At 68.1% G+C, this 22,458-nt stretch carries 24 protein-coding genes and 1 tRNA gene; 13 read left to right on the top strand and 12 right to left on the bottom strand.

The window, feature by feature from the left end; translation table 11 throughout:
* Positions 1–12: 12 nt before the first annotated feature.
* The 7 genes from ACGVWT_RS14025 (at position 13) to fliS (ending at position 5,523) form a co-directional block, all read left to right on the top strand.
* Positions 13–267: a flagellar biosynthetic protein FliO gene (locus ACGVWT_RS14025; RefSeq protein ID WP_315460716.1), complete on the top strand. Its 255-nt coding sequence runs from the start codon at positions 13–15 to the stop codon at positions 265–267.
* A complete protein-coding gene (gene fliP / locus ACGVWT_RS14030; protein ID WP_394426869.1) occupies positions 264–1,154 on the top strand; it encodes a flagellar type III secretion system pore protein FliP in 891 nt (296 codons plus the stop codon). The genes ACGVWT_RS14025 and fliP overlap by 4 nt, the downstream gene beginning before the upstream one ends.
* Positions 1,155–1,165: 11 nt before the next feature.
* Positions 1,166–1,435, top strand: coding sequence for a flagellar biosynthesis protein FliQ (gene fliQ / locus ACGVWT_RS14035; protein ID WP_017980132.1), 270 nt, complete (start codon positions 1,166–1,168; stop codon positions 1,433–1,435).
* A 226-nt stretch (positions 1,436–1,661) separates the two neighbouring features.
* Complete coding sequence (gene fliR, locus ACGVWT_RS14040; RefSeq protein ID WP_116460440.1) at positions 1,662–2,432, top strand: flagellar biosynthetic protein FliR; 771 nt, start codon at positions 1,662–1,664, stop codon at positions 2,430–2,432.
* Complete coding sequence (locus ACGVWT_RS14045; protein WP_315460718.1) at positions 2,432–3,571, top strand: flagellar type III secretion system protein FlhB; 1,140 nt, start codon at positions 2,432–2,434, stop codon at positions 3,569–3,571. Before fliR ends, ACGVWT_RS14045 begins: the two co-directional genes overlap by 1 nt.
* A 51-nt stretch (positions 3,572–3,622) precedes the next feature.
* Entirely contained in the window at positions 3,623–5,125 is a 1,503-nt protein-coding gene (gene fliD, locus ACGVWT_RS14050) for a flagellar filament capping protein FliD (RefSeq protein WP_315460719.1), read from the top strand.
* Positions 5,125–5,523: a flagellar export chaperone FliS gene (gene fliS / locus ACGVWT_RS14055; protein ID WP_116460437.1), complete on the top strand. Its 399-nt coding sequence runs from the start codon at positions 5,125–5,127 to the stop codon at positions 5,521–5,523. Before fliD ends, fliS begins: the two co-directional genes overlap by 1 nt.
* Positions 5,524–5,697: 174 nt before the next feature.
* On the opposite strand, the gene ACGVWT_RS14060 is transcribed toward fliS, so the two are convergent.
* From ACGVWT_RS14060 to argH, 5 genes are read right to left on the bottom strand one after another with little or no spacing between them, the layout of a single operon-like run.
* A complete protein-coding gene (locus ACGVWT_RS14060) occupies positions 5,698–6,651 on the bottom strand; it encodes a zinc transporter ZntB (RefSeq protein WP_116460436.1) in 954 nt (317 codons plus the stop codon).
* Complete coding sequence (locus tag ACGVWT_RS14065; RefSeq protein ID WP_315460720.1) at positions 6,648–7,409, bottom strand: bifunctional precorrin-2 dehydrogenase/sirohydrochlorin ferrochelatase; 762 nt, start codon at positions 7,407–7,409, stop codon at positions 6,648–6,650. The genes ACGVWT_RS14060 and ACGVWT_RS14065 overlap by 4 nt, the downstream gene beginning before the upstream one ends.
* Positions 7,406–8,668 (bottom strand): diaminopimelate decarboxylase, encoded by a 1,263-nt coding sequence (gene lysA, locus ACGVWT_RS14070; protein WP_315460721.1) that lies wholly within the window; start codon positions 8,666–8,668, stop codon positions 7,406–7,408. The genes ACGVWT_RS14065 and lysA overlap by 4 nt, the downstream gene beginning before the upstream one ends.
* Before the next feature lie 7 nt (positions 8,669–8,675).
* The gene (locus ACGVWT_RS14075) at positions 8,676–8,909 is read right to left on the bottom strand and encodes a hypothetical protein (RefSeq protein WP_116460433.1); all 234 of its coding nucleotides are present in this window, start codon (positions 8,907–8,909) and stop codon (positions 8,676–8,678) included.
* Positions 8,906–10,273, bottom strand: coding sequence for an argininosuccinate lyase (argH, locus tag ACGVWT_RS14080; protein ID WP_315461020.1), 1,368 nt, complete (start codon positions 10,271–10,273; stop codon positions 8,906–8,908). Before argH ends, ACGVWT_RS14075 begins: the two co-directional genes overlap by 4 nt.
* A 16-nt stretch (positions 10,274–10,289) precedes the next feature.
* Here argH and ACGVWT_RS14085 point away from each other — a divergent pair, with 16 nt between their 5' ends.
* The gene (locus ACGVWT_RS14085) at positions 10,290–10,871 is read left to right on the top strand and encodes a TlpA disulfide reductase family protein (protein ID WP_315460722.1); all 582 of its coding nucleotides are present in this window, start codon (positions 10,290–10,292) and stop codon (positions 10,869–10,871) included.
* 129 nt (positions 10,872–11,000) lie between these two features.
* On the opposite strand, the gene ACGVWT_RS14090 is transcribed toward ACGVWT_RS14085, so the two are convergent.
* The 3 genes from ACGVWT_RS14090 to ACGVWT_RS14100 all read right to left on the bottom strand — a co-directional run bounded on the left by ACGVWT_RS14090 (position 11,001) and on the right by ACGVWT_RS14100 (position 12,509).
* Positions 11,001–11,558: a hydrolase gene (locus tag ACGVWT_RS14090; RefSeq protein ID WP_315460723.1), complete on the bottom strand. Its 558-nt coding sequence runs from the start codon at positions 11,556–11,558 to the stop codon at positions 11,001–11,003.
* A 6-nt stretch (positions 11,559–11,564) separates the two neighbouring features.
* Positions 11,565–12,371, bottom strand: a complete 807-nt coding sequence (locus ACGVWT_RS14095; protein WP_315460724.1) for a DUF429 domain-containing protein — start codon at positions 12,369–12,371, stop codon at positions 11,565–11,567.
* 64 nt (positions 12,372–12,435) lie between these two features.
* Positions 12,436–12,509: transfer RNA gene (locus ACGVWT_RS14100), tRNA-Gln, on the bottom strand.
* 181 nt (positions 12,510–12,690) lie between these two features.
* Between ACGVWT_RS14100 and ACGVWT_RS14105 the strand changes: the two genes are divergently transcribed.
* Both ACGVWT_RS14105 and ACGVWT_RS14110 read left to right on the top strand, forming a co-directional pair.
* A complete protein-coding gene (locus ACGVWT_RS14105; protein WP_315460725.1) occupies positions 12,691–13,713 on the top strand; it encodes a Ppx/GppA phosphatase family protein in 1,023 nt (340 codons plus the stop codon).
* 10 nt (positions 13,714–13,723) lie between these two features.
* The gene (locus ACGVWT_RS14110; protein ID WP_315460726.1) at positions 13,724–14,395 is read left to right on the top strand and encodes an RlmE family RNA methyltransferase; all 672 of its coding nucleotides are present in this window, start codon (positions 13,724–13,726) and stop codon (positions 14,393–14,395) included.
* Between the two features lie 663 nt (positions 14,396–15,058).
* On the opposite strand, the gene rpoZ is transcribed toward ACGVWT_RS14110, so the two are convergent.
* Complete coding sequence (gene rpoZ, locus ACGVWT_RS14115) at positions 15,059–15,403, bottom strand: DNA-directed RNA polymerase subunit omega (RefSeq protein ID WP_017980196.1); 345 nt, start codon at positions 15,401–15,403, stop codon at positions 15,059–15,061.
* A 253-nt stretch (positions 15,404–15,656) separates the two neighbouring features.
* On the opposite strand from rpoZ, the gene ACGVWT_RS14120 reads away from it, so the two are divergent.
* A complete protein-coding gene (locus ACGVWT_RS14120; protein WP_315460727.1) occupies positions 15,657–16,826 on the top strand; it encodes a phosphatidylserine/phosphatidylglycerophosphate/cardiolipin synthase family protein in 1,170 nt (389 codons plus the stop codon).
* A 7-nt stretch (positions 16,827–16,833) separates the two neighbouring features.
* Here the strand turns inward: ACGVWT_RS14120 and ACGVWT_RS14125 are convergent, their stop codons facing one another.
* Together ACGVWT_RS14125 and ACGVWT_RS14130 are read right to left on the bottom strand one after the other, a co-directional pair.
* Positions 16,834–17,319, bottom strand: a complete 486-nt coding sequence (locus ACGVWT_RS14125; protein WP_116460427.1) for a MarR family winged helix-turn-helix transcriptional regulator — start codon at positions 17,317–17,319, stop codon at positions 16,834–16,836.
* A 90-nt stretch (positions 17,320–17,409) separates the two neighbouring features.
* Positions 17,410–18,021: a class I SAM-dependent methyltransferase gene (locus tag ACGVWT_RS14130; RefSeq protein ID WP_116460426.1), complete on the bottom strand. Its 612-nt coding sequence runs from the start codon at positions 18,019–18,021 to the stop codon at positions 17,410–17,412.
* A 197-nt stretch (positions 18,022–18,218) separates the two neighbouring features.
* Between ACGVWT_RS14130 and ACGVWT_RS14135 the strand changes: the two genes are divergently transcribed.
* Together ACGVWT_RS14135 and ACGVWT_RS14140 are read left to right on the top strand one after the other, a co-directional pair.
* On the top strand, positions 18,219–18,557 hold the full coding sequence (locus tag ACGVWT_RS14135; RefSeq protein ID WP_315460728.1) for an antibiotic biosynthesis monooxygenase: 339 nt from the start codon (positions 18,219–18,221) through the stop codon (positions 18,555–18,557).
* On the top strand, positions 18,554–19,849 hold the full coding sequence (locus ACGVWT_RS14140) for an MFS transporter (protein WP_315460729.1): 1,296 nt from the start codon (positions 18,554–18,556) through the stop codon (positions 19,847–19,849). Before ACGVWT_RS14135 ends, ACGVWT_RS14140 begins: the two co-directional genes overlap by 4 nt.
* Before the next feature lie 156 nt (positions 19,850–20,005).
* On the opposite strand, the gene ACGVWT_RS14145 is transcribed toward ACGVWT_RS14140, so the two are convergent.
* On the bottom strand, positions 20,006–22,297 hold the full coding sequence (locus tag ACGVWT_RS14145) for a CDC48 family AAA ATPase (RefSeq protein ID WP_315460730.1): 2,292 nt from the start codon (positions 22,295–22,297) through the stop codon (positions 20,006–20,008).
* Positions 22,298–22,458 lie beyond the last annotated feature (161 nt).

Consider the following 22,458-nt stretch of genomic DNA (forward strand, 5'->3'; position numbering starts at 1 on the left):
GGACACGACGCCATGATGTGGTCCTATATCCTGAAGCTCGTCGTCCTGCTGCCGCTGGTGTGCGGCCTGATGATCGGCTGCCTGTACCTGTGGCGCCGAATCGAGACGCGCATGCCCGGCAAGCCGACCAACCGGCTGATTGCCGTTAAGGAAACGATGATGATCTCGCCGGGCCTGCGCCTTGCCGTGCTCGATTTCGAAGGCAAGCGGCTGCTGGTCTCGGTCGGCCGTGGCGGTGTCGCCCTGATCGACAAGGTGGACCAGTGAGCCCGACCGTGACCCGGCTGGGCCATGGCCCCGCCCTGTTCAAGACTTCGCGCCGCACCGTCTCCCGCGACGGTGGCCGTAGCGCGCACAAGTGGATCTGGGCGATCCTGGCGATCGCGCTGGCGCTGCTGATCGCGGTGCCGGCCTTCGCTCAGACCGCCCCCGCCGCGGCTCCCGCGCCGGGCGTCGGCGATGCGGTGGACCGCGCGCTCGGCCAGCTGAGTTCGGGTGCGGTATCGGGCGGTACGCAGTCGGCGCCGCTCTCGCTGTCGCTCCAGGTCCTCATCATCATGGGCCTGCTGACGATCCTGCCGGGCATCCTGCTGATGATGACCAGCTTTACCCGGATCGTCATCGTGCTCGCGGTGCTGCGTCAGGCTCTGGGCCTGCAACAGACGCCGCCGAACCAGGTGCTGATCGGCCTCGCCCTGTTCCTGTCGCTGTTCGTGATGGCACCGACGATCAGCCAGATGAACCGCGACGCGATCCAGCCCTATGCCGCCGGCCAACTTGCCGGCACGCAGATGATCGAGCGCGCCGGCCAGCCGCTGCACGCCTTCATGGTCAAGCAGACGCGGATCAAGGACGTCACGATGTTCGCCGACATGGCGAAGTCCGGCCCCTATGCCAGCCCGAAGGACATTCCCTTCGCGGTCCTGCTGCCCGCGTTCGTCACGTCGGAGCTGAAGACCGCGTTCCAGATCGGTTTCCTGATGTTCCTGCCCTTCATCGTCATCGACCTGGTCGTCGCGACGGTGCTGATGGCGCTCGGCATGGCGATGCTGTCGCCGACGATCATCTCGCTGCCGTTCAAACTGCTGCTGTTCGTGCTGGTCGATGGCTGGGCGCTGACGATGGGTAGCCTCGCCAACAGCTTCGCGACCTGAGGGATCATCACATGGACGCCGATTACTTCCTCACCGTCGCCAACCAGACGATGTGGGTCCTCGCCCTCGCCAGCGCGCCGATCCTGATCCCGGCGCTGCTCGCGGGTCTGATCCTCGGCATGATCCAGGCCGCGACGTCGATCAACGAACAGACGCTGAGCTTCGTCCCGAAGCTGCTGGTGGTCGCGTTTTCGATCATGATCTTCGGCAGCCTGATCCTGGGGCTGCTGAGCGACTTCACCGTCGGCATGTTCGAACGCATCCCGGATCTGGTGAAATGAGGCGCGGGCAGCAAGAGCGCGCGCGTCGCGCGCCATGCTGCCAAGCCCGGCCGGCGGGGCGCAGCACCCGTCCGACGACGCGGCTTTGCCGCGGCGTGGCCAGCACCATGCCATCGCCCACGCCGCGGCAAAGCCGCGTCGTCGATCCTCAGCTACGCCGAGGTCGGCCGGGCTTGCGCCCCGGCTTTTGCCGGCCGCGCGGTCGTAGCCGCGCTGGCGCTGCGCCATGCTAGGATTTGGATTAGCGATCGAACCCAAGCTGTGGGCGCTCATCTTCGTGATGGTGCGCATCGGCGCGGCGTTCATCCTGGCGCCGGTATTTGGCGCGGTGGCGATCCCGCTGCCGGTGCGCGTCGGCCTGACCGGCGCGGTCGGCATTTTCGTGCTCGCCGTCCATCCCGTCGCACCGCCCGCACAGGTGTTCGCGGTCGCGACGTTCCTGTCCGTCTTTTCCGAAGCGTTGGTCGGCGCTGCGATCGGCTTCATCCTGCAGATCGCCTTTGCCGCGCCGATGGTCGCGTCCGAAATCATCGGCGGATCGATGGGCATCGGCTTCGCTTCGTCGATCGATCCGCAGAACGGCCGCTCGTCGCCGGCGCTCGGCCAGTTTTTCACCATCATGCTGACGCTGCTGTTCCTGTCGGTCGACGGGCACCTCGTGCTCGTGCAGCTGCTGGTGAAGAGCTATGAGACGATGCCGCCGGGCAGCTGGATCTCGACCGATCGGCTGAAGGACATCGCCTTCTTCGGCGGCTATGCGTTCCTCGCCGGGCTGCTGCTGGCGCTGCCGGTCGGTTTCCTGTTGCTGTGCCTCAACCTCGTCGTCGGCATGGTCAGCCGCGCGGCGCCTTCGCTCAACCTGTTCTCGGTCGGCCTGCCCGCCAGCCTTGCGGTCGGCGTCGTCGCGCTCGCCGTCGCCTTCCCTGCGATGGGCGATTACATGCTCGTCATCATCCGAGAGGGCCTGGCCGCCACCGATACGCTGGTGAACGGCTGATGTCGGGAGGCGGCGACAAGACGGAAGCGCCAACCCAAAGGCGCAAGGAAAAGGCCGCCGAAGACGGCAATATCCTCAAGTCCAAGGATTTCGCGACCGCGCTCGTCGTCATGGCGGGCGTCGCCTGGCTGATCTTCGCCGGCCCGTCGCTGATCGCGGCGTGCAAGGCGGTGATGACCGCGAGCTTCCAGTTCGACCGTACCGACGTCGAGGATTTCTCGCCCTGGCGCCCGCTGCAACAGGCGGGGTGGAAGCTGCTGCCCTCGCTCATCACGCTGTTCACGGTCAGCGTGGTGGCGACGATCATCAGCTCGGCAGGCCTCGGCTCGCTGACGTGGAACAACAAGCTGATCGCGTTCAAGGGCGAGCGCATCAACCCCGCGTCGGGCCTGAAGCGCATCCTGGGGCCGCAGGGGTGGATCGAGCTCGGCAAGTCGCTGCTGAAGGTCGTGCTGCTCGCGGTGATCGGCGGCTATATGCTGTGGAAGTCGAGCCGCACGACGCTGGGCCTGTCCTCGTCCAGCCTGGGCGATGCGGTGGGGGCGCTGGGCGGCACGTTCACCGGCATCATGATCGCCATGGCCGCAGGCCTCGTCGCGATCGCGCTGTTCGACGTGCCGATCCAGATCATTCAGCTGCTCTCCAAACTGAAGATGACCAAGCAGGAGGTCCGCGACGAGCACAAGGAAACCGAAGGCTCGCCCGAGGCCAAGGGCCACCAGCGCAGCGTGCAGCGTGCGATGGCTAAGGGGGGCGTGCGGAAAGCGGTGGCGGAGGCGCATGTCGTGCTCACCAACCCGACGCACTTCGCGGTCGCGCTGCGCTACGATCGCGGCAAGGACCAGGTGCCGGTGGTCGTCGCCAAGGGCCGCGGCGCGACCGCGCTGGCGATCCGCGAAGTGGCGGGAGAGGCGCGCGTGCCAATCCTGGAATATCCGATGCTTGCCCGCGCCATCTACTACACTACGCGCGAGAACCAGGAGGTCCGCGACGACCTGTACGTCGCGATCGCCACCGTGCTCGCCTTCGTCTTCAACCTGAACGCCGCGGCGGGCGGCACCGCGCAGCCGCCGGTGGAGGTGCCCGAGAGCGCGCGGTTCGACGAACACGGCATCAAGATTCCGGCGAAAACCCCTTAACCTTTGCACGGCGGCGGCCGTTAATCCTGTTGAAGCGCGTGGAGTAGACCAGTGGCCAGCACCGTAGGCAGCAGCACATCGACGCCGACACCGACGCCCACCCCGGCGCCCGCGTCGACGACGAGCCTGACCAAGAACGCGGCGCAGAGCCTGCTGACCTCGCTCAACACGGGGTCGGGCATCGACATCGCGACGCTGGTCCCGGCGCTGGTACAGGCGCAGTTCGCCGCCAAGAATGCCGCGCTGACCGCCAAGAACAACACGCTGACCGCGCAGATTTCGGCAACCAGCACGCTGCGCAGCACCATCTCGAATTTCTCGACCGCGCTCGCCAACCTCAGCGCCGGCGGCACGTTGCAGACGCAGCCGGTCAGCTCGAACACCAGCGCCCTCGGCGCGACCGCGATCGCGGGGGCCAAGGTGGGCCAGCTGTCGTCCAGCATCTCCATCCAGGCACTCGCGACCGCGCAAGGATCGCGCTCGGCGAAGATCGACGATCGCACCGCGACGATCGCGACCGGCAAGATGACGCTGACGTTCGGCACCGCGACGTACAACAGCGACGGCACGCAGATGACCGACTTCACGGCAGGCAGCGCCCCGACCGTGTCGATCGACGTCACCAACGGCAGCCTTGACGGTATCGCCAGCGCGATCAACGGCGCGAAGGCGGGCGTCACCGCGACCGTCATTACCGATGTCGATGGCAAGTCGGTGCTGTCGCTGAAGGGCTCGACCGGTGCCGCACAGGCCTTCACGCTGAAGGCGGACGATGCGGACAGCAAGCTCAACCAGTTCAACATCGACAAGAACACCGGCACGCTGACCGGCACCGCGGCGAATGCGAAGCTGACCGTCGATGGCGTGCAGGTCCAGCGCGCCTCCAACACGGTCAACGACCTGGTATCGGGCGTGACGTTGCAGCTCAACGCGGTGACGACCAGTGCGGTGTCGCTCACCAGCGTGCGGCCGACCAGCGCGCTGGCGCAGGCCGTCGGCGATTTCGTCGACACCTACAATCAGGTGTTCGCCAGCGTGAAGGGCGAGATCGACCCGACGAGCGGCGACCTGAAGGGCGACACCGCGGCCGCGACGCTGATGCGCTCGCTGCAGGCGCTGACGACGAAGGGGCTGGTGTCGGACGACGGCAGCGGCGCACCGACGACGCTGGCGCAGCTGGGCGTCGGCACCAATCGCGACGGCACGTTGAAGGTCGATACGACCACGCTCAACCGCGTGCTCGCCGCCAATCCCGACCAGGTCGAGGCGATGTTCGCCAGCACGTCGAGCAATGCGCTCGGCCTCGCGAGCACCTTGTCGGGTATCTCGCTGACGACATCGAGCAGCATCTACGGGCTCGGCGCGTCGGCGGACCGCTATACCAAGGCGCAGAAGGACCTCGCCTCGCAGCAGGACCAGGTCTCGCTGCTGTCGGATGCGATGAACAAGCGGCTGACGCAGCAATTCTCCGCCATGAACAGCAAGGTCGGCTTCTACAAATCGACACAGACCTTCCTCGATAATCAGATCAAAGCTTGGAACAAGAGCGAGTGATGGCTTACGCGACTGCACTCTCGGGCGACCCCTATGCCACCTATCGCCAGATCGACGTCGTCGGCCGCACGGCCGAGGCGCAGGGGCCGGGCCTCGTCCAATTGCTTTACGAAGAGCTCATCTCGGCGCTGCGCGCCGCGGCCTGGGCGATGGACAACAACCAGCTGCGCACCAAGAGCGAGCGCGTGACCCGCGCGACCGCGATCCTGTTCGCGCTGGAATCAGGCCTCGATTTCGAACGCGGCGGCGAGGTGTCGAACACGCTGGCGCGGCTGTACGCCGGTATCCGCCGGACGGTGGTGGACGCGTCGGTCGGCACCGATTCGTCGCCATTCCGCGATGCGGCGAGCAGTTTGTCGGAAATTGCCGAGGCGTGGCGCACCGCCCGCGCGGCGTGATCAAATCCTCCCCGGCGAGAGTCTGATCCATACGCGTTCAACAGGCCGTCATCCCAGCGAAGGCTGGGATCTTCGGGATGTAGCGCGCGCCGGGAGCCGAGAGAGACCCCAGCCTTCGCTGGGGTGACGGTTCGTAGCGTGCGCATCGTCCTCCAATGCGAGGGACGACTTAGGTCATTTCTGAAACCAGTGCTGCTGGACGAAATAGCCCAGCACCGTGACGGTGATCAGCCCGCACAGCCCCATGATCGCGTCGAATGCCCAGGGTTCCTGCGCATAGGGCAGATGCGCGACGTTCATGCCGTACAGGCCGGTGATGAAGGTCAGCGGCAGGAACACCATCGCCACGATCGAGATGATGAGCGAGCGGCTGTCGATCTGTTCGCTGCGCAGGTCGGTCAGCGCTTCATGCATCAGCGAGGCGCGTTCGCGGATCGCCTCCAGTTCCTCCGCCATGCGCGCAGCGCGGTCGGCGGCGGCGGACAGGTGGCGGCGGTCGTCCTCGGCCAGCCAGGCGCCGGGCAGTTCGGCGAGCTTTTCCAGCGCCGCGCGCTGCGGCGACAGGAAGCGGCGATAGCCGATCGCGGCGACGCGCACGCGCGTGACGGTGCGGCGCAGGTCGAAGACGCGATTGGCGTCGAGCCGTTCCTCGCAATCATCCAGTTCGTCACCCAGGTCCGCGACATGCGGGTCGAGGTCGGCGGTGATCGCGGTGGCGAAGGCGGAAATGAGGTCGCCCGGATCGGCGACATGGCCCGATTCCACCTCTTTCTCGACCGCATCGACCGCGTAGAGCGGGCGGCGACTGACCGAATAGACGCGGCCCTTAATCGCCCAGATCCGCACCGAGGCGAGCGCGTCGCCGCTGGTCTGTTCATCGGTGGAGCGGCCACGCAGGTTTAAAAGCGCGCCCTTTTCGAACGCCTCGCAGCGCGGGCGCGTTTCCATCGCTGTCAGCGCGTCGACGACATAATCGTCCAGCCCCGCCGCGTCGCGCAGCCAGATCTGCGCGCGCTCCTCGGTGGTGTTGAGGTGGACCCAGACGAAGTCCGCCGGATCGGCCAGCGCCTGCTTGACCGCGACGCGCTCCGCCGAGCGGCCGTTGATGCGATATCCGAAGCCGCTCATGCCATCTCCAGCTCGACCGTCAGGCCGTCGTGCGCCGTCCTATCCTTGCCCCACGCCTCCCGCACCGCATCGGCACGGGCGCGGTCGAGGATCGCCGCCGGCACGCCGGGATGGAAGACGACGCGATCGGCATTGGCAAGCCAGCGCGCCTGGCGCAGCGTCAGGTCGTCGGGGTCGGGCGAGGTAAGCGCGAGGCGGACATGCCCCTGCTCGACGACCTGCCCGCCCGCGATCCAGCGCGGCACGTCCACATCCTCGCGCAGCGGATCGAGCGCGCCGCCCACCGCCAACGCCGCGCCGAGCGCACGCCGCCGCGTTCGGCCATCGGGATAATGTGCACGCAGCGCGGCGCGGGCATGGTGGAGCTGGTCCGCGAGCCGCCCCAGCCCCGCCGGCAGCAGCGCCTCCAGCCGCTGGCGCAGCGCTGCGGCGAGGCCTGCCGACACGCCACCGGTGCCGATCGCGATCAGCACCGGTGCACGATCGATGATCGCGGGCGTGGTGAAGTCGCACGAGGCCGGCCGGTCGACCGCGTTGACCAGCAGCCCGCGGGCCTTCAGCCGCTCGACCGCCGCCAATGCCGCGTCCTCGTCGTCGATCGCCACCACGGCGAGCGCCGCCGCCGCGTCCTCGCCGACGATCACCGCGCCGGCACGCTCGAGCAGTCGCCGCTTGGCGTCCGCCGCCTCGCCCTCGCCCAGCAGGATCACCGGGCGCCCCGCCAGCCGGACGAACAGCGGCAGGCTGTGGAGGCTCACGCCTTCAGCCACTCCGGCACGCGCTCGGCGGCGAGAATCGTCTCGGCGGCGATGCGATCGGCGACGACGGCATAACGGTCGCCATCGACCAGCACTTCGGGGACGAGATCGCGGCTGTTGTAGGTCGAGGCCATCGTCGCGCCGTACGCGCCCGCGGTGCGGAAGACGGCGAGGTCGCCGCTCTTCACCGCGTCGATCTCGCGCCCCATCGCGAAGGTATCGCCGCTTTCGCACACCGGGCCGGCGATGTTGGCGGTCATCCGCTCGCCCGTCGGGATCACCGCGTCGAAGTCGTGCCACGCATCGTACAGCGCCGGGCGGGCGAGGTCGTTCATCGCGGCATCAACGATGACATAGGGGTTGGTGACGCCGGGCTTCACCCATACGACTTCGGTCAGCAGCACGCCCGAATTGCCGGCGATGACGCGGCCGGGCTCGAACATCAGCTCAACGTCCCAGCCCTGGGTCGCGCGCGCGACCATCGCGCCATAATCCGCCGGGCTCGGCAGCACGTCGCCGGCCTTATAGGGGACCCCGAGGCCGCCGCCGAGATCGACGCGGGTGATCGTGTGGCCACGGCGACGCAGTTCGGCGACCAGTTCGCCGATACGGCGGTAGGCCTCCTCCAGTCGCGACAAATCGCTCAGCTGACTGCCGATGTGGCAGGCGACGCCGCGCAGGTCGAGGCCGTCGAGCGGTGCCAGCCGGTCGAACATATCGGGCGCCTGATCGATCGGCACGCCGAACTTGTTCTCGGCGCGGCCGGTCGAGATTTTGGCATGCGTGCCGGCGTCGACGTCGGGGTTCACGCGCAGCGTCGCGGGCGCGCGCTTGCCCTTGGCGTGGGCGATCTGGGCGAGGACGACGCCCTCTTCCTCCAGCTCCAGGTTGAACTGGCCGATGCCTGCGTCGATCCCGCGGGCGAGTTCGGCCCGCGTCTTGCCGACGCCCGAAAACACGATGTCCGCCGCGGGGATGCCCGCCGCGAGCGCACGCGCCATCTCGCCGCCCGAGACGACGTCGGCGCCATAGCCCTCTTCGGCAAGGACGCGCAGCACGGCGAGGTTGGGATTGGCCTTGATCGCATAGGCCAGGTGGATGCGGCCGACGTCCTTCAGCCCCTCGCGGAACACCTGCGCATGACGGCGGAAGGTGTTGGTCGAATAGACGTAGACGGGGGTGCCCACCTCTTCGGCGATGCGGGTGAGCGGCACGTCCTCGCAGTGGAGCACGCCGTCGCGATAATCGAAATGGTTCATGGGTATATCAGTTCGGCGGGAGGTCGAATTCGTCGCTGCGGCGGGCTTCGGACTGTTTGAGCAGTTCGTCGCTGCGCTGCGGCCGCTGCTGCGTCGTCGGCGTGAGCAGCTGGTTCGCGGTCGGCGTCGCGGTCGCGCCATAAGGGGCGGGCGGCAGCTTCGCGCCGGGGGCGGGCTGCAATTCCTTGGCGGCGCCGCAGCCGGCGAGTGCCAGCGCTAGAAACGGAACTAGGCGCTTCATGACAGGCTCTCCCGCGCGGCGGCGATCGCGGCGCGTACGTTGACCGGCGCGGTGCCGCCGAAGCTCGTCCGGCTGGCGACCGAGGCATCGACCGACAGCACGTCGTACAGGCTTTCGTTGACCCGAGCGTCGATCGCCTGGAATTCGGCGAAGGGCAGCTCGTCGAGCCGCACGCCCAGCTCCTCGGCGCGCTTCACCGCGCGCCCGGTGACGTGATGCGCCTCGCGGAATGGCAGCCCCGCCTCGCGCACCAGCCAGTCGGCGAAGTCGGTCGCGGTGGCGAAGCCGCTTTCGGCGAGGCCGCGCATGCGATCGGTGCGGAAGGTCGCGCTGTCGACCATGCCGGTCATCGCCGCGATCGACAGGCCGAGCAGGTCGTGCGCCTCAAACACCGGCGGTTTGTCGTCCTGCATGTCCTTCGAATAGGCGAGCGGCAGCCCCTTCATCGTCACCATCAGGCTGGTCATGCAGCCGAGGATGCGCCCGGCATGGCCACGGACCAGCTCGGCGGCGTCAGGATTGCGCTTCTGCGGCATGATCGAGCTGCCGGTTGACCATTGGTCGGACAGCGCGACAAAGCCGAACGGCTGCGACGCCCACAGTACGAACTCTTCGGCGAGGCGGCTAAGGTGCAGCGCGGTCTGCGTCGCGCACGTCAAATAATCGAGCGCGAAGTCGCGGTCGCTGACCCCGTCCAGGCTGTTGCGCGTCGGGCCGTCGAAGCCGAGCGCCGCCGCGGTCATCTGCCGGTCGAGCGGGAAGCTGGTGCCGGCAAGCGCCGCGGAGCCGAGCGGGCACAGGTTCATCCGCGCGCGGGCATCGCGGAAGCGCGAGATGTCGCGCGCCGTCATTTCGACATAGGCCATCAGGTGATGGCCCAACGTCACCGGCTGCGCGGATTGCAGGTGGGTGAAGCCCGGCATCACCGCATCGGCATGCTCCTCGGCGCGGGTCAGCAGCGCGTGCGTCAGGCCGGTCAGTGCGGCGAGCACCTGGTCGATCGCATCGCGCACCCACAGGCGGAAATCGGTCGCGACCTGATCGTTGCGGCTGCGCGCGGTGTGCAGACGGCCGGCGACGGGACCGATCGCCTGCGCAAGCTTCGCCTCGGTCAGCATGTGGATGTCTTCGAGGCTGAGATCCTCCGGCACGCCGTTCGCGGCATAGTCCGCCGCGACCGTATCGAGACCGGCGTCGATCGCCGCGGCATCCTCGGCCGACACGATGCCCTGTTTCGCGAGCATCGCGACATGCGCCTTCGATCCGGCGATGTCCTGTTTCCACATCCGCTTGTCGAAGGGGATCGAGGCGTTAATCTCGCGCATTACCGCAGCAGGGCCTTCGGCAAATCTGCCGCCCCACATCGAATTGGAACCGCTCATGTCCGCACGCGTCGCGATCGTCTGTCTCCTGGCGCTGATGGCCGCGGCTTGCGATAGGCAAAGCGCCGCGACCGGGCAAGCGAACACGGCCGATACGAACGCAGCCTCACCCGACGAAGCGACCGCTCCGGCTGCCGCGACCGCGCAGGTCGGCGTCGACCGCAGCCATGCCGGCGAGGCCGCGCCGACGACGACGTTCAAGGGGCCGGACGGCAAGCCCACCACCCTCGCCGCGTTCAAGGGCAAGCCGGTGCTCGTCAATTTGTGGGCGACGTGGTGCGGGCCGTGCATCGCCGAACTGCCGACGCTGGAGGCGCTGGCCAAGCGCGGCAGCGTGCGGGTCGCCGCGATCAGCCAGGATACGCAAGGGGCGGAGAAGGTGCCGGCGTTCCTGAAAGCGCACGGCGCGCCGACGCTCACCCCGTATGTCGACGACCAGATGGCGCTGTCGCTGGGGTGGAACGCGAACCTGCCGACGACGGTGCTGTTCGATTCGGCGGGCAAGGAGGTATGGCGCTGGAAGGGCGGCAATGACTGGGCGGGCGCCGACGCGGCGAAGTTGATCGCGGAAGCGAAGTAAGGGACCGTATTCTCGTCCGCTCGCCCAAAACGTCACTCCAGCGAAGGCTGGGGTCTTTCTCGGCTCCTGCAAAACCCCCATAACCGAGAGATCCCAGCCTGCGCTGGGATGACGTCTGGCTCAACGGCCCTACCCCAGCATCACGTCCTCGCTCGCGACCACCCGCGCGATCTGCGGCAGGATATGCTGAACCGCAAAGGCATGCAGCTCCGCCGAGCGCGAGGTCGAGGCGTCCTCGACGATCACCACGTCGTACGACAGCTCCCAAGCACTGCGCGCGGTCGATTCGACGCCGAAGTTCGTCGCGATGCCGGCGATCACCACCGTCTTTACCCCACGCCGCCGCAACTGAAGGTCGAGATCGGTGCCGGTGAAGGCGCCCCAATGGTGCTTCATCACGATGATATCGCCATCCTGCCGCAACCCCTCGACCAGCGCATGGAACGCGGGCGGCGTACCTTCGGCGGGCAGGCGCGGCTGGTCGACGTTGCGACTCGGCATCATGTCGGGGGTGAAGCCGACATGGACGAGCACCACCGGCGCGCCCGCGGCGCGGAAGCGGTCGGCCAGCGCCTTGCCGCGCGCGACGACGTCGGCGGCGCTGTGCGGCCCCTTGTCGCCGGCGACGATGCCGTCCTGCAGGTCGATGAGGATGAGCGCGGTGGTGCGGGGGTCGAACGTCGGCATGCCGGTTCAACCGGCGAAGCGGGCCGCCGTTCCGTCCTCGTGCGGCACCCAAATCGCCGACTCCGCGTCGCCATAAGCCTCCGCCTGCCCGCCGAGCGCGGTGATCCCCACCCAGGCGCAGACGATCGCGTCGATCATGTCTTCGTGTGCCTTGCGCGCGACACCGCTCGCGTCGTCGGGCAGAGGCGGCAGCGCGTCCTCCACGCCATCGATCCGGGTCGCCAACAGGCCCACGATCCGCGCCCATTCCGCCGCCAGCAGCACGCGCCGCGCGGCCAGCGATTCGTCCGGCCAATAGGTGCGCGTCTTCGACACCTTATACGGCAGCCGCCGCGGCGCCTGCGCGAGCACGACCAGCGCCGGGTGCGGATAGACCTCGATCAGCCCGCCGGCCTGAGCGTTGGCGGTGCGCAGCGGATAGCCCGCATCCTGGAACCCTGCCCGCAAGCCGTCGGAGATCGGCCCCGGCCGCGCCGCGCTGGGCGAATGCGTGCCGCAATAGCGCCCCCCGAAGGCCCGCGTGATCGCGTTGTCCGACGCGCGCCGCGCGACGATCGGCGTGCGTGCCAGCGGCATGTCGATCGCGACCAGGTCGACGCGCCCGCCCGCCAGCGCCTCGGCCGCGGCAAGCAGCGCCGCCGCATCGGGCGACGATCCCCGCGGCGGTGCGTCGCACGCCACGCCGGCCGCCCGATTCAGGAAATGATCGTAGGATGGCGCCACCGCGCGCAATCGCCAGCGCGCACCCTCGCACACCGCCAAAGCGACGCCGCTGGGCTGCCCCGCGGTCCACGCCGCATCGATCCCCAGCACGACCTGCGTGGAGGTGAAAGCGGTATCAGCGATGTGAGGGATGCTCGTAGGAGCAAGTGGTAAGTGGATGCCCGACAAGGATTCGAACCTTGATTGACGGAGTCAGAGTCCGCTCTCTTACCATTAGAGGATCGGGCAACGAGGGCCGCGCATCTAGGCGGGCACCGTGGGCCTGTCAACAGGTCAAATTGCTCGCCTTGTCGCAAGGGCTTGTACGCGCTACCTAGAGGGCAAGCACCGAGCGGGGCCTTCATCCCCGTGACGGCAGAACAGAAACAGATAGAAAGTCACCACGGCTATGGGGGATCGTTCCGCCCGAATGCCGTACCGGCAGGCCCCGCCTGCCCGTTCGGCGCCGAGCCGACCGCAACGCGGTCGCTGGTCCGATGCGCAGGCCTTTGCCGCGCTCGACCTCGGCACCAACAATTGCCGGCTGTTGATCGCCCGGCCGCAGGGCGACGGCTTCGCCGTCATCGACGCCTTTTCGCGCATCGTCCGGCTGGGCGAAGGCCTCGCCGCCACCGGCCGGCTGAGCGACGCCGCGATCGAACGCACCATCGCCGCGCTGCGCGTCTGCGCCGACAAGTTGAAGCGCCGCAACGTCACGCTCGCGCGCTCGGTCGCGACCGAGGCGTGCCGGCGGGCGAGCAACGGGCAGGATTTCATCGCGCGCGCGCTCGAGGAAACCGGCATCCATCTCGACATCATTTCGGCTGAGGAAGAGGCGCGGCTGGCGGTGCTCGGCTGCCATGCGCTGATCGAACCGGGCGACGACCCCGCGCTGATCTTCGACATCGGCGGCGGCTCGACCGAGCTGGTGCTGATCGACACGACGCGGGGCAGCATGCCGCGCGTGCTCGACTGGCATTCGGCCCCCTGGGGCGTCGTGTCGCTGACCGAACATGCCGGTGGTGGTGAGGGCGAAGGCGGGCGGCTCGCGGCCTATGAGCGGATGCGCGGCATCGTCGCGGACAGTTTCGCCGATTTCGCCGGCCGGTTGCCCAAGCACGTCGCGCGCCCGCGCCTGCTCGGCACCAGCGGCACGGTGACGACGCTCGGCAGCGTGCATCTGGGCCTGAGCCATTACGACCGCGCGCAGGTGGACGGCCTGATCGTGCCCGCCGATGCGATGCGGCGGATCAGCGCCGACCTGTCGCGCAAATCGGTGAAGGAACGCGCGCAGCTCGCCTGCATCGGGTCGGAACGCGCCGATCTGGTCGTCGCGGGCTGCGCGATCCTCGAAACGATCCTCGATTTATGGCCCGCGGAGCGGCTGGGCATCGCCGACCGCGGCATTCGCGAAGGCATCCTGCGCCGCCTGATGGGCAGCCCCAGACCATGAGTATCATGACATGAGCAGAGACGGCGGCGGCCTGCGCACCCGCGTCAAGACCGCGCGTGGCCGCACCGCGCAATCGACGCGCTGGCTCGAACGCCAGCTCAACGACCCCTATGTCCGCCGCGCCAAGGCGGAGGGCTATCGCAGCCGCGCGGCGTACAAATTGCTCGAACTCGACGAGCGGTTCGGGATCATCCAGGGCAAGCGCCGCGTCGTCGACCTCGGCATCGCGCCGGGCGGCTGGAGCCAGGTGATCCGCCGCCGCGTGCCCAAGGCGGCGGTGGTCGGCATCGACCTGTTGCCGGTCGATCCGATCGACGGCGTCACGATCTTCCAGATGGATTTCATGGACGATGCCGCGCCGGGTGCGCTCATGGAGGCGCTGGGCGGCGCGCCCGACCTGGTGATGTCGGACATGGCGGCGAATACCGTCGGCCACCCGCAAACCGACGCGCTGCGCACCATGGCGCTGGTCGAAACCGCGCTCGCCTTTGCGGTCGATGTGCTGGAAAAGGGCGGCACCTTCGTCGCCAAGGTCTTTGCGGGCGGCGCCGATGCGCAGCTGGTCGCCGAGATGAAGCGCAACTTCACGAGCGTAAAACACGCCAAGCCGCCGAGCAGCCGCAAGGGGTCGGTGGAATGGTTCGTGGTGGCGCAGGGGTTCAAGGGGCGCCAAGCGGATTAGCGACGCTAATCCGCGTCGCGTGGCGACCCCGGCCAGCGTCGCGACAGCGACGACTGACGACGCGGCTTCGCCGCGGCGGGGCCTTGTGGGACGTTCCAACCGTCATCCCAGCGAAGGCTGGGATCTCCCCGTGGCGGTTACCGCCCTTCATCACACAAAGACCCCCAGCCTCCGCTGGGGTGACGTTGGTGGGGAGGCCGGCAGCGGCGGTCGAGGCGTGGAGCGCTGGCTCCCGCGCATTCCTCCCCCGCCAGGGAGAGGTGGCAGCGCGTCAGCGCTGACGAAGGGGGCGGGCACGGCGGACCTTGCGTTTAACTCCACCACCGGCTGCCGCCGGCGGTTCCCAGCGCAGGGTCGATCATGCCCCCGGCATGATCTTGGATTGCTGGGAGGAATCCAACCTGCACTCCCGCCAACGCGAGGGAGGAATTGTATGCCCCCTCCCCAAAACCCACCCGCCGCGGCAAAGCCGCGTCGTCAGTCGTCGCTTTGCGACGCTGGCCGCGGATCGGTCCGAGGCGCGGATGAGCTGGGGCTAATCCGCTGACCGATCCCCAAACGCAAACGACGCGGCAAAGCCGCGTCGTCAGTCGGGCTTGGCGCCCGCTGGCCGTGGACTGGTCCGCGACGCGGATTAGCCGAGGCTAATCCGCTGACCAGTCCTTACCCGTCGTAATCGGCGCCGAGATTCTGGTTCCGCGGCGGTGCGGCGGCGGTCAGGCGGAGCGCTTCGGCCGAGGCTGCGAGCGAGCCGACGGCATCGACTTCATCGTCGTCGTCGATCTGGACGCGCTGCAGGCTGTTGACGACCGCTTCCTCGAGGTGATCGGGACGGACCAGCTCGTCGGCGATTTCGCGCAGCGCGACGACCGGGTTCTTGTCACGATCGCGATCGAGCAGCAGTTCCGCGCCGCCCGAAATCTGCCGCGCGCGCTGCGCAGCAAACAGGACCAGATCGAAACGGTTGGGGATCTTGTCGACGCAATCCTCGACGGTAACGCGCGCCATGGACGCTTTCCTTCGCAAATACCGATTCAGTAAGGGGCGGCGTGTAAGCGGAGGGTGTGGGTAAAGTCAAGAAAATCGGGTTCGGGGCTGTCGTGGCAGGGGTGAGATGCGCGGCGCCGGCCCCGCCTTACCCGTCGCCCCGGACTTGGTCCGGGGTGACGATGTGGGTGGGGTTGAGCGCCCGACGGCCAACGCCCCGCTACCACCGCACCGCCCTTGCCACCCGACGCACCGACGGGCACAGACGAGCGCGATGGACGCGCCCGCTCTCCAGCCGACCTTCGCGGTCGATGGCAACCGGCTGACGCTGCTTGATACCGGTCCGCGCCGCCTCGACGCGCTGCTCGCGCTGATCGCAGGCGCCCGCCGTTCGCTGCGCATCCTCTATTACATCTACGCCGACGACGCGACCGGCCGCCGGGTCAACGCCGCGCTGATCGCGGCGGCGGAACGGGGGGTGGATACGGCGCTGATCGTCGACGGCTTCGGCAGCGAGACCGACGATGCCTTTTACGCGCCGCTGCGCGAGGCCGGCGTATCGGTGTGCCGCTTCGCACCCCGGTTCGGACGCCGCTACCTGCTGCGCAACCACCAGAAGCTGGCGCTCGCCGATGCGGGGCATGACGGCGAGCGGATCATCATCGGCGGGTTCAACGTCGAGGACGATTATTTCGGCACCCCCGCGCAAGAAGCGTGGCGCGATCTGGGTCTGCTGGTCGAAGGACCGGCCGCGGGTCGGCTGGCGGGCTATTTCGATGCGCTGCACGATTGGTTGCGGCTCCCCAAGGGCCGCGTGCGCCCGCTGAACAAGGCGCTGGCGCGCTGGAGCGAAGCGCATGGCGATACGCGCTGGCTGATCGGCGGGCCGACGCGGCGCCTGTCGCCTTGGGCACGCGCGGTGCGCGACGACCTGCGCCGCGGCAAGCGGATCGACATCATCGCCGCCTATTTCACGCCTTCGCCCACCATCCTGCGCCGGCTGGACAAAGCGGGGCGGCGCAAGGCGAAGGTGCGCGTCGTCACCGCGTCCAAATCCGACAACAATGCAACGATCGCGGCGGCGCGCTTCACCTATGCAGGCCTGCTGCGCAAGGGCGTCGCGCTGTACGAATATCTGCCGACCAAGCTGCACACCAAGCTCTACGTCATCGATGACGTCGTCTATGTCGGATCGGCCAATTTCGACATGCGCAGCCTGTTCATCAACATGGAGCTGATGCTGCGCGTCCACGACGCCGCCTTTGCCGCGCATGTCCGGAGCTATATCGAAGGCGAGATCGCGCGATCGCAGCCGATCACGCGCAGCTGGTACAAGGCGCATACCGGCGTGCTGCAACGCCTGCGCCAGTTCGCCGCCTATCTGCTGATCGCGGTGGTCGATCCCGGCGTGTCGCGCGGGCTGAATTTCGGCATCGACGACTAGCCGCGCGTCACCGGCCCAGCGCGTCGATCTGCGCGCGCGCCTCGGCCGGGATCAGCGCTTCCATCACCGCCCAATAGCCTGCCACCGCTTCTTGCCCGGCATAGCTGTACGCCTTGGCCATGCGGTCGCGCTGCTCCTCGAACAATGCGGTCTCCAGCGCGACCCCCTCTTCCGTCAGGCGTAGCAGGCGCTGGCGACGATCCACATCCCCGGCACGCATGCAGACGAGGTTGCGATCGACCAGATCCTTCATCACCCGGCCGAGCGACTGTTTGGTCACCGCCAGCAGCAACAGCAGGTCGCCGACGGTGACGTCGGGGCAGCGGCCGATGAAATAGAGCGCGCGGTGATGCGCGCGCCCCAAGCCCAGTTCGGCGAGCTTTTCGTCCGCTGTGCGCAGAAACCGCGTCTGGGCGAACATCATCAACTCCATGCCACGGCGGATCGCAGTGTCGCGCAGGAACAGGGCAGAGGAATGCTTTGGAGCGTCCATATCGGACGCGATTAGCTTAACCGGACGTGAAGGAAAAGGGCCCGCATCGGCAAAATCGTTTGATTGTGTCGTAACAGGCTATCTTGGCGATCAATCCTTCCACGCCCAGTAGAGCTGGGCGGGGGGTACGTTCCACCATTCCATGTCGTGATCGATGTTGGTGAAATGGGGGGTTAGGAAGTCCTTCACCTTGGGCGAGAATTGATAGACCAGGAAGGCGCCGCCGGGACGGATCACGCGGTGCGTCGCCGCGGCGATCGCCGGACCGACGCCGGCGGGCAGCGTCGAAAAGGGCAGGCCCGACAGCACGTAATCGGCATGGTCGTGCCCGCGTTCGCGTACGATCCGCTCGACGTCCGCCGCCGATCCCTCGACCGCGACGAAGCGCGAATCCGTGATCGTGTGGTCGAGGTAGCGGATGAAATCGGGGTTGGTGTCGATCGCGATCAGCGTCGCGTCGGGCGCCATGCGCTCCAGGATCGGGCGGCAGAAGGTGCCGACGCCGGGACCATATTCGACGAACACCTTGCACGCCGACCAATCGACGGGCGCCAGCATCTTGCGGATCAGCTTGTCCGACGACGGGATGATCGACCCCACCATCACCGGATGCTTCAGGAAGCCCTGAAAGAACATCGCGACCGGGCTCGGCACGCCGGTGCCACGGGTACGGCGCCTGGCGGCGGTGGTCGAAGAGGGCATCGGTTTCCTGTCGTTGATCGCGTGTCGGGACCCCGCGCAGGACCGCGCGGAAAACACCCCGTGCCACGTTTCCCGAACGCGTTTCAAGACATGCGGTTGCGTGGCCCCCTGCGGTTCGTCGCAGCGAGCGCCCCTGCGACACCGCTTGCCCTGCCCTGTCGTCGAACTAGGAAGGGGATTACGGAGGGGAAGAAACCATGGCAGAGCAACGGGCTGGCGAGGTCGCGGTGATCTTTACCTCGCAGCGCAACGGCGCCGACGGGGCGGGCTATGACGCTGCCGCTGCGGCGATGGCGGATCTTGCGGCACGCCAACCGGGCTATCGCGGCGTCGACAGCGTGCGGGGCGCGGACGGCGCCGGCATCACGATCAGCTATTGGGCGGACGAAGCGGCCGCCATCGCCTGGCGCGACCAGCCCGATCACGCAGCGATCCGCGACGCGGGCCGGGCGCATTGGTACGACCGCTATCAGGTCATCGTCTGCGCCGTGACGCGCGACTATGCCTGGGACCGCACCGGGCGCCGCGCGGCATGACCGGCCGGACCCGCGGCCCGATGGACCGGCGCTTTGCGCTCATGTTCCTCGTCATGCTGACGATCGCGGCGGGCAATACCGCGCTGCAATCGATCCTGCCCGCGCTGGGCCGTTCGCTGAAGGTCGCCGACAGCGCCGTCGCCGCCGCCTTCTCGGTATCCGCGCTATTGTGGGTCATCGCCGCGCCCTTCTGGGCCAACCGATCCGACCGGCACGGGCATCGTGCGATGATCCTGCTGGGCGTCGGCGGCTTTTCGGTGTCGCTCAGCCTGTGCGGCCTGTTCCTCGCCGCCGGGATCAACGGCTGGATCGGCGGCACCGCCGCCTTCGGCCTCTTCATCGCCGGCCGGCTGATCTACGGCACGTTCGGCTCCGCTGCGCCGCCTGCGGTGCAGGCGCTGGTCGCCGGCGAGACGAGTCGTGAGGATCGCACGCGCGCCCTCACCCTGCTCGCCAGCGCCTTCGGGCTCGGCACGATCCTGGGGCCGGCGATCGCGCCCTACCTGCTGCTCGGCCATCTCGGCCGCATTGAGGTGGGGCTGGCCGGCCCCGCTTTCGTCTTCGCGGTGTTCGGCGTCGGCGTGTGGGTCACGGTGCGGGCGATCCTGCCCGACGATCGGCGCGCGGCGTTCCACGAACATGGCACCTCCTCCGCTTATCCCTCGATCGGCGGCGCCCCCACCGGCGCGACCGTCGCCGCCGCGACGCAGCCGCATATCGAGCATGTCGGCTATCTCGATCCGCGCGTGCGCGCCTGGATGATCGCGGGACTGGTGATGGGCCATGCCCAGGCGATGACCAGCCAGGCGATCGGCTTCCTCGTCATCGACCGCCTGCATATCGCGCCCGCGCTGGCGCTGGAGCCGACCGGCATCGTGCTGATGATGGGCGCGGGCGCGGCGCTGCTGGTACAATGGGGGGTGATCCCGCTGCTTGGCCTGACGCCGCGGCGGCTGGTGCTGGTGGGGCTGGTGCTCGCCGCGATCGGCGTGGCGCTGACCGGGCTGGCGACGTCGCTCTACGGCATCGCGACCGCCTATGCGCTGGCGAACCTGGGCTTTGGCTTCACGCGTCCGGGGTTTACCGCGGGGTCGAGCCTCGCAGTCGGACCCGCCGCGCAAGGGTCGGTCGCCGGCAAGGTGACGAGCGTCAACGGGGCGAGCTTCGTGCTCGGGCCGTCGATCGGCGTCGGCCTGTACGAGCTATCGCGGCCGCTGCCGTATCTGACCGCCGCGGCGGCGCTGGTGGTGCTGTTCGTCTATGCGTGGCGGGCGTTGACGGAGCGGGGGTGATTCTCCCCGGCACGGGGATCACCTCGCCTATCATTACCTCAAACGTCACCCCAGCGCAGGCTGGGGTCTCGTGCGGCTTTCGCCGAACGCCAGAACCGAGAGATCTCAGCCTTCGCTGGGATGACGGCTGGTTCTGGCGTTCGGGCCAATTCAGGCTCAATCCGCGCCCTTGGGTCCACGCCCGCGCAATTGCCCCGGAGAGATGAAGCCGATCGGCTGGATCGCCGCCGCGTCCTGCTTCAGCTGCGACGCGATCTTCTCGTAATCCTTCTCCATCTCGGGCGTCACGCTCGCCCGCGATTCGGTCAGCGCCGATTCGAAGTCCGCCATCGTCACCGCGGTCGACTGCAACGATCGCCGCAGCGCGACCAGGCCGGCGCGGCGCACCACGTCCTCCAGATCGGCACCGGTGAACCGGTCGGTCTGGCGCGCAATGGCGTCGAGATCGACGTCGTCGGCCAGCGGCATCTTCTGCGTCTGGATGCCCAGGATGCGGCGGCGCCCTTCCTGATTGGGCACGCCGACATAGACCAGCTCATCGAAGCGGCCCGGCCGCAGCAGTGCGGGATCGATCAGGTTCGGGCGGTTGGTCGCGCCGATGACGACGACCGATTGCAGCTCCTCCAGCCCGTCCATCTCGGCAAGGATCGTGTTGACCACGCGCTCGGTCACCTGCGGCTCACCGAGACCGCCGCCGCGTGCGGGCACCAGACTGTCGAGTTCGTCGATGAAGATCACGCACGGCGCCACCTGCCGCGCCCGCTGGAACAGGCGGGTGATCTGCTGCTCGCTTTCGCCATACCATTTCGACAGCAGGTCGCTCGACTTGGTGGCGATGAAATTCGCCTCCGCCTCGCGCGCCACCGCCTTGGCCAGCAAGGTCTTGCCCGTGCCCGGCGGGCCATAGAGCAGGAAGCCCTTGGCAGGCCGGATACCCAACCGCCGGAAGGCATCCGGGTCCTTCAGCGGCAGTTCGACGCCTTCTTTCAACCGGTTCTGCGCGGCATCGAGGCCACCGACATCGTCCCAGCGCACGCGTGGCGCCTCGACCATCACCTCGCGCATCGCGCTCGGCTGGACGCGCTTCAGCGCCTCGAGGAAATCCTCGCGCGTCACCGACAGGTCGTCGAGCACTTCGGCAGGGATCGTCCGCTCTTCGAGGTTCAGCTTGGGCATGATCCGCCGCACCGCCTCGATCGCCGCCTCGCGGGTCAGCGCGGCCAGGTCGGCGCCGACGAAGCCATAGGTGGTGCGCGCGAGTTCGACGAGGTCGACCTTGTCGCCCAGCGGCATGCCGCGCGTATGGATGCCCAGGATTTCGCGACGGCCGCGCTCGTCGGGCACGCCGACGACGATCTCGCGGTCGAAGCGGCCCGGTCGGCGCAGCGCCTCATCGATCGCCTCGGGCCGGTTGGTCGCCGCGATCACGACGAGGTTCGCGCGCGCTTCCAGCCCGTCCATCAGCGTCAGCAGCTGCGCGACGACGCGCTTCTCCGCCTCGCCCTGCACGCTGCCGCGCTTGGGGGCGATCGAGTCGATCTCGTCGATGAAGACGATTGACGGCGCACTCTTCGCCGCTTCCTCGAAAATCTCGCGCAGCCGACCCTCGGATTCGCCATAGGCCGACCCCATGATTTCGGGACCGTTGATCAGGAAGAACGACGCGTCGCTCTCGTTCGCCACGGCACGCGCAAGGCGCGTCTTGCCGGTGCCCGGCGGGCCATAGAGCAGCAGGCCCTTGGGCGGATCGACGCCCAGCCGCTGAAACAGCTCGGGGTAGCGCAGCGGCAGCTCGACCATCTCGCGCAACTGGTCGATCGTCTGCGCCATGCCACCGATATCGTCATAGGTCACATCGGCGCGGCGCTGCGTCGGCTCCTCATATTCGGGACGCAGCTCCACCTCGGTATTTTCGTCGATGTGGACGATACCCTTGGGGCTCGCCGACACGACCGACAGGCGGATCTCCTGCAACGCATAGGCCGGCGCGTTCATGAACTGCTGGATGCCCGGCGGCATGTTGCCGACGCGCTGGTGACCCGCGGTCGCGACGACGTCGCCCTGGCACAGCGGCCGCCCGAAGAAGGTGCGCTTCAGCGCCTGGGGCTGGCCCTGCAAGCGGAGGTTGGCCTGCGCGGGCGCGAAGACGACGCGCGTCGCCGGCTTCGATTCCACCTTGCGCACCTCGACGAAATCGCCTGCGCCGACGCCGGCATTGGCGCGTTGCAGGCCGTCGATGCGCAGGATCTCGATCCCCTCGTCCTCAGGATACGGCCCGACGGCGCGCGCGGGGGTCGATTGCTTGCCGACGATCTCGATCACGTCGCCCTCGCCCACGCCCAGCGCGGCCATCAGGCTGCGCGGCAGGTGCGCGAGGCCGCGGCCGGAATCCTCCGGACGGCTGTTCGCCACCTGGATCTTGCGGGTCGGGGTATCGCTGTCGGCCATCCACTCTCGTCCTGAAGGGTGCGTTCGAAGCGCGCGAGATAGGAAGGCGGTTCCGATGCTACGAGGGTCGAGTTTGGGGAAAACGCGCTCACGCGCGTTAGCGGTGCCGGCCCGCTCCCCCTCCCGGCCACCCACACGGTATCCTGATGGGTGGCCGGGAG

The sequence above is a fragment of the Sphingomonas sp. S6 genome, assembly GCF_043498045.1.
Classification (GTDB): domain Bacteria; phylum Pseudomonadota; class Alphaproteobacteria; order Sphingomonadales; family Sphingomonadaceae; genus Sphingomonas.